At 75.8% G+C, this 5,930-nt stretch carries 6 protein-coding genes and 1 pseudogene; 1 reads left to right on the plus strand and 6 read right to left on the minus strand.

Features of this window, described 5'->3' with window-relative positions; all coding sequences use genetic code 11:
• Positions 1–744: pseudogene (locus JZ5iCDA_RS14910) on the minus strand (hypothetical protein); the annotation flags it as partial.
• Between the two features lie 69 nt (positions 745–813).
• The gene (gene metK, locus JZ5iCDA_RS14915) at positions 814–2,010 is read right to left on the minus strand and encodes a methionine adenosyltransferase (protein WP_069387868.1); all 1,197 of its coding nucleotides are present in this window, start codon (positions 2,008–2,010) and stop codon (positions 814–816) included.
• Between the two features lie 202 nt (positions 2,011–2,212).
• Between metK and JZ5iCDA_RS14920 the strand changes: the two genes are divergently transcribed.
• Positions 2,213–2,953, plus strand: coding sequence for an MBL fold metallo-hydrolase (locus tag JZ5iCDA_RS14920; protein WP_069387869.1), 741 nt, complete (start codon positions 2,213–2,215; stop codon positions 2,951–2,953).
• A 40-nt stretch (positions 2,954–2,993) separates the two neighbouring features.
• Here JZ5iCDA_RS14920 and coaBC read toward each other — a convergent pair whose 3' ends face one another.
• The 4 genes from coaBC to mihF form a co-directional block, all read right to left on the minus strand.
• Positions 2,994–4,229 (minus strand): bifunctional phosphopantothenoylcysteine decarboxylase/phosphopantothenate--cysteine ligase CoaBC, encoded by a 1,236-nt coding sequence (gene coaBC, locus JZ5iCDA_RS14925; RefSeq protein WP_069387870.1) that lies wholly within the window; start codon positions 4,227–4,229, stop codon positions 2,994–2,996.
• Between the two features lie 61 nt (positions 4,230–4,290).
• Positions 4,291–4,572 (minus strand): DNA-directed RNA polymerase subunit omega, encoded by a 282-nt coding sequence (gene rpoZ / locus JZ5iCDA_RS14930; RefSeq protein WP_069387871.1) that lies wholly within the window; start codon positions 4,570–4,572, stop codon positions 4,291–4,293.
• A 121-nt stretch (positions 4,573–4,693) separates the two neighbouring features.
• Complete coding sequence (gmk, locus tag JZ5iCDA_RS14935) at positions 4,694–5,290, minus strand: guanylate kinase (protein WP_069387873.1); 597 nt, start codon at positions 5,288–5,290, stop codon at positions 4,694–4,696.
• 94 nt (positions 5,291–5,384) lie between these two features.
• The gene (gene mihF, locus JZ5iCDA_RS14940; RefSeq protein ID WP_069387872.1) at positions 5,385–5,696 is read right to left on the minus strand and encodes an integration host factor, actinobacterial type; all 312 of its coding nucleotides are present in this window, start codon (positions 5,694–5,696) and stop codon (positions 5,385–5,387) included.
• Positions 5,697–5,930: the final 234 nt, after the last annotated feature.

A 5,930-nucleotide genomic window follows, 5' to 3' on the forward strand; every position in this document is an offset into this window, starting at 1 on the left:
GACGGACGGGCGGGGTGCGAGGCCGGGCAACGCCGTCCACACCGCGCGCGGCGCCTCGCCCCGCGCCAGGTGCGACAGGAACGCGGCACCCGCCCGGTACGCGGCCCACACCGACGTCGAGGGCTCCGCGAGCGCCGGCGCGGACGGTTCGAGCGTCTCCGTCCCCGGCGTGGGGGCTTGCGCGGACGCGGCGGCGACGCGGTCGGCGAGCGACTGCTCCGCGCGGGCGTGACGCGGCGGCACCGCGAGGCGCAGGACGTCCGCGAGCGTGCCGGCGTACAGGTCGGCGACCGACCGGGCGAGACGCAGCACCGGGGGCGTGAGCACCGGCTCGGCCGACACCACGCGCCGCAGCGCCTGCATCCGCCCGTCGTGCTCCGAGCGGTCCAGGCGCGCGAAAACGTACCCGTCCGCCTCCCGGCCCGCGAAGCGGACCTTGACGCGCACGCCCGGCTGCGCGGCGTCGGCCATCGCGGCGGGCACCAGGTAGTCGAACGGGCGGTCCAGGTGCGCCGGCGCGAGGTCGAGCACGACCTGCGCCACCGGGCGCTCGGCAGCGAGCTCGTGCGCCGGAGCGGGGGCCGTGGATCGCGCCGGCGGCTCGGGGACCTCGATGCCCGGCAACGCGTCCTGGACGGCCTCCTGGGCCGCCTCTCGCCCCCGTTCCCGCGCCTCCTGGGGGACGGGCTCCCGGACGGTGCGCGGCGCGGGGGTGCCCCGGCCGTCCACGTCCTCAGCGCTCACGCGCCCCATCCCACCACGAGCCGCCCCCACCACCGGACGCCGCGCGACCGGCCCCGGCCGGGGCGCCGCTCACACGACGGACTGCAGCGCCGCGACGCGGTCCGTGCGCTCCCACGTGAACTCGGCCGTCTCGCGGCCGAAGTGCCCGTAGGCCGCCGTCGGTGCGTAGACCGGGCGCAGCAGGTCGAGGTCGCGGATGATCGCGGCGGGCCGCAGGTCGAACACCTCGCGGATCGCCGCGGTGATGCGCTCGACCGGCACGGTCTCGGTGCCGAACGTCTCCACGTACAGGCCCACCGGTTGCGCCTTGCCGATCGCGTACGCGACCTGCACCTCGCAGCGGCGCGCGAGACCCGCCGCGACGACGTTCTTCGCGACCCACCGCGTCGCGTACGCGGCGGACCGGTCGACCTTCGACGGGTCCTTGCCGGAGAACGCCCCGCCGCCGTGGCGAGCCATGCCGCCGTAGGTGTCGACGATGATCTTGCGCCCCGTCAGGCCCGCGTCGCCGCGCGGCCCGCCGATGACGAACGTGCCCGTCGGGTTCACGAACAGGCGCGTGCCGCTCGTGTCGAGGTCCACCCCCGCCGACTCGAGCACCGGGGCCACCACGTGGTCCGCCACCAGGCGGTGCAGCTTCTCCTGCACGACGTCCGGGTCGTGCTGCGTGGACAGCACGAGCGTGTCGAGCGACACGGCACGGTCGCCGTCGTACCCGATCGTCACCTGCGTCTTGCCGTCCGGCCGCAGGCCGGGAACCGTCCCGTCGCGGCGCACCTGCGCGAGCCGCTCCGCGAGGCGGTGCGCGAGCCACACCGGCAGCGGCATGAGGCTCGGCGTGTCGTCGCTCGCGTACCCGAACATCAGGCCCTGGTCGCCCGCGCCCTGCGCGTCCAGCGGGTCGTGGTGCCCCGCGTCGTCGCGCTCCTCGAGGCTCTTGTCCACGCCCTGAGCGATGTCCGGCGACTGCTGGCCGATCGACACCGAGACGCCGCACGAGTCGGCGTCGAACCCGATCGCCGACGACGTGTACCCGATGCGGCGCACCACGTCGCGCACGATCTGCGGGATCTCGACGTACGCCTCCGTCGTCACCTCTCCCGCCACGTGCACCAGGCCCGTCGTGACCATCGTCTCGACGGCGACGCGCGACGACGGGTCCTGCGCGAGCAGGGCGTCCAGGATGGAGTCGGAGATCTGGTCGCACACCTTGTCCGGATGCCCCTCGGTGACGGACTCGGACGTGAACAGACGCAGATCAGCCATGCCCGCCAGTCTACGGGCCCGGCGCGCTCCTTCGTCCCGCCACGCGGGCGCTGCGTCCGCCCAGCGAGACGCGCACGACGGCGCTCTCTCCGCTCGCGAGCGGGGCGGCCCCGCGCCTACCGTCGGGGGCGCCCCGTCACCGGGACGCCCAGCGCGGCCGCGGCACCGCCGGGCACGCCTGACCACCGGACGAGGAGGAACCGTGCTCCACGAGGTCGCCGACGGCATCCACCGCCTCACCCGCGCCCACGTCAACGTCTACCTCGTCCTCGACGCCGGCCGCGTGCTCGTCGTGGACGCGGGCCTGCCCGCGATGTGGGACGACCTCGGGCACGCGCTGCGCACGCTCGGCCGCACCCCCGACGACGTCGCCGGCATCGTCCTCACGCACGCGCACTTCGATCACCTCGGCTTCCTCTCCCGGGCCCGGCGCACCCTCGGCGTCCCCGCGTGGCTGCACCCGGGCGACGCCCACATCGCCGCGCACCCCTACCGCTACGCCCACGAGAACCTGCGCGCGGTCTATCCCCTGCGCTACCCGAAGGCCGTGCGGATCCTCGGCGCCATGACCGCCGCCGGCGCGCTGCGCGTGCCCGGCGTGCGCGACCTGCGGCCCCTGCCCGAGGACGGCGAGCTGGACCTGCCCGGTGCGCCGCGCGTCGTCGCGACGCCCGGCCACACCGACGGCCACTGCGCGCTGCACCTGCCCGACCGCGGCGTCCTCCTCACGGGCGACGCGCTCGTCACGCTCGACCCGTACACCGCGCACACCGGGCCGCAGATCGTCGCGGGCGCCGCGACCGCGGACAGCGCGCAGGCGCTGCGGTCCCTCGACGCGCTCGCCGCGACAGGCGCCACGACGCTCCTGCCCGGGCACGGCGAGCCGTGGACCGACGGCGTCGACGCCGCCGTCGAGCGGGCGCGCGAGGTCGGCGCGCACTGACGTGCCCGGGGGCGCCGGTGGGCGGGTGGCGCCTCCCGGCTCAGGACGCCGGGCCGGCGACCTTGAGCACCGCGTCCCAGACGGCGTCCGCGACGTCGCGCTTGGTGCCGGACGCCTGCGCGACGACCTCGCCCGCGCCGTCCAGCACCGTGACGTCGTTCGTGTCGACGCCGAACCCGCGGCCCTCGCCGACCGCGTTGACGACCAGCAGGTCGGCGCCCTTGCGCCGCGCCTTCGCGCGCCCGTGCTCGAGCACCGAGCCCGCGGCGTCGCCCGTCTCCGCGGCGAAGCCCACGACGACCTGCCCCGGCCGCAGGCGGTCGCGCGCGAGCTCGGCGAGCACGTCCGGGTTCTCCACGAGCTCGATCGGCGCCGGGGCGTGCCCGGCGACCTTCTTGATCTTCGTGCCCGGCGCGGCCGCCGGCCGGAAGTCCGCCACGGCCGCGGCCATGACCACGACGTCTGCCGTGGCCGCCGCGGCCCGCACCGACTCGCGCAGCTGCGCGGTCGTCTCGACCGCGACCACCTGGTCCGGCCCGGCGCCGGGCCCGAGGACGTCGGCCGCCAGGTTCGCCGCGATGAGCGTCACGTGCGCACCCCGCTCCCGCGCGGCGCGCGCCAGCGCGACCCCCTGCCGGCCGCTCGACCGGTTGCCGATGAAGCGCACCGGGTCGATCGGCTCGCGCGTGCCGCCCGCGGACACGACGACGCGGCGCCCCGCGAGGTCGCCGGGCACCCCGGCCTGCCCCGCACCGGCCGCCACGTCCAGCGCGGTGCGCGCGATCTCGTCGGGCTCGGGCAGCCGGCCGGGCCCGGTGTCCGCGCCCGTCAGCCGTCCGGACGCGGGCTCGATCACGTGCACGCCCCGCGCGCGCAGCGTCGCGACGTTCGCGACCGTGGCCGGGTGCTCCCACATCTCGGTGTGCATCGCCGGAGCCATGACCACCGGGCAGCGCGCCGTGAGCAGCGTGGACGTCAGCAGGTCGTCGGCGCGCCCCGCGGCGGCACGCGCCAGCAGGTCCGCCGTCGCGGGCGCCACGACCACGAGGTCGGCCCCCTTGCCCAGCGCCACGTGCGGGACGTGCTCGACGTCCTCGAACACCTGGTCCGTGGCCGGCTCGCCCGACAGCGCCTCCCACGTCGGCGCGCCGACGAAGCGCAGCGCCGACGCCGTGGGCACCACGCGCACGGCGTGTCCCTGCTCGCGCAGCAGGCGCAGCAGCAGCACCGCCTTGTACGCGGCGACGCCGCCGCTCACGCCGAGCACGATCCTCATGCGGGCTCCTCGCGCACGAGACCGCCCCGCCCGGCACGTGCCGGGCGGGGCGGTCGGTGACTCAGTCCTGCGAGCCCTCGGCGGGCTCGACGCTCTCGATCGTCAGCAGGCCCGCGTTGATCTCGCGCATCGCGATCGACAGCGGCTTCTCCTGGTTGCGCGTCTCGAGCAGCGGGCCGACGTTCTCCAGCAGGCCCTCGCTGAGCTGCGAGTAGTACGCGTTGATCTGCCGCGCGCGCTTCGCCGAGTAGATGACGAGCGCGTACTTCGAGTCGACGTGCTCGAGCAGGTCGTCGATCGGCGGGTCGGTGATGCCCTCGGGGGCGGCGACGGTTCCGGACACAGTTCGCTCCGTGGGGTTCTCGGGTCCTGCAGCCGGTCGCTGCAGCTGGTCTGTGGTGGCCTGTGGTGCTCAGGACGGGCCGCGGCGCCGACGACGGGCTGCGCGCGACCGACGCACCAGTCTACTCGCTGACCGCCGGGGCGTCCGCCCGCGCGTCGTGCGGGACGTCGCCGTCGACCGGGCGCGGCTCGAGGCCCATCACCCGCACGAGCTCGTCCGTCGCGCGGTGCACCTCGTCGTTGACGATCACGTGGTCGAACTCCGACTCGGCCGCGAGCTCGACGCGCGCCGTCGCGAGCCGTCGCTCACGCTCCTCCGCGTCCTCGGTCCCGCGGCCCACGAGCCGGCGCACGAGCTCGTCCCAGCTCGGCGGCGCGAGGAACACGAACCGCGCCTCCGGCATCGTCGCGCGCACCTGGCGCGCCCCCTGCAGGTCGATCTCCAGCAGCGCCGGGACACCCGCCGCGAGCTTCTCCTCGACCGCGCGGCGCGGCGTGCCGTAGCTGTTGCGCCCGTGCACCACCGCCCACTCGAGCAGCTCACGGTCCGCGACCATGCGGGCGAACTCCTCGGGGCCGACGAACAGGTAGTGCACGCCGTCCTCCTCGCCCGGCCGCGGCCCGCGCGTCGTGGCGGAGACCGACAACCACACCTCCGGGTAGCGGGCACGGATGTCGGCGGACACCGTGCCCTTCCCGACGGCGGTCGGTCCCGCCAGGACGGTCAGGCGGGCAGGACTGGACGCGGTCGCCTGCTCCGACGGGCCCCGGGAGGGCTCCACCGACGCCGGCTCGGACGGATGTGCGGAAATGTCAGCCAAACCTCTCGATGAGGGCCGCGGACTGGTGAGGACCGAGGCCGCGGACCCGACGTGTCTCGGCGATCCCGATCTCCTCCATGATCGCCCGGGCCTTCACCTTACCCACGCCGGGCAGGGACTCGAGCAGCGCGACGACCTTGAGCTTGCCGATCACGTCGTCCGTCCGCCCGCGCTCGAGGACCTCCTTCAAGGAGCCCTGGGAGTACTTGAGCCTGTTCTTGACCTCGGCGCGGACCCGGCGGGCCTCCGCCGCCTTCTCGAGCGCCGCGGCGCGCTGTTCTGGGGTCAGGGGTGGAAGTGCCACGCAAGTCACCTCATCGTCGTCAGGTGGATGGGCCCACGCCGCCGGCCACGCGCAGCACCGCGCCGCCCGGAGTGCCCGGACGACCTGCACCGACGTGCACGGACCGACTCCACGAACGTAGCGACACCCCGGGTTGCAGGCAACGACTGGGCCTCCCGCGCGTCGCACGGGGCGCCCGGGGGCTCAGCCGCGCAGGGCGGCGTGCGCCTCGTCGGCCGCGGCGCGCGCGGCCGC

The organism is Cellulosimicrobium cellulans (assembly GCF_001722485.1).
Classification (GTDB): domain Bacteria; phylum Actinomycetota; class Actinomycetes; order Actinomycetales; family Cellulomonadaceae; genus Cellulosimicrobium; species Cellulosimicrobium cellulans_A.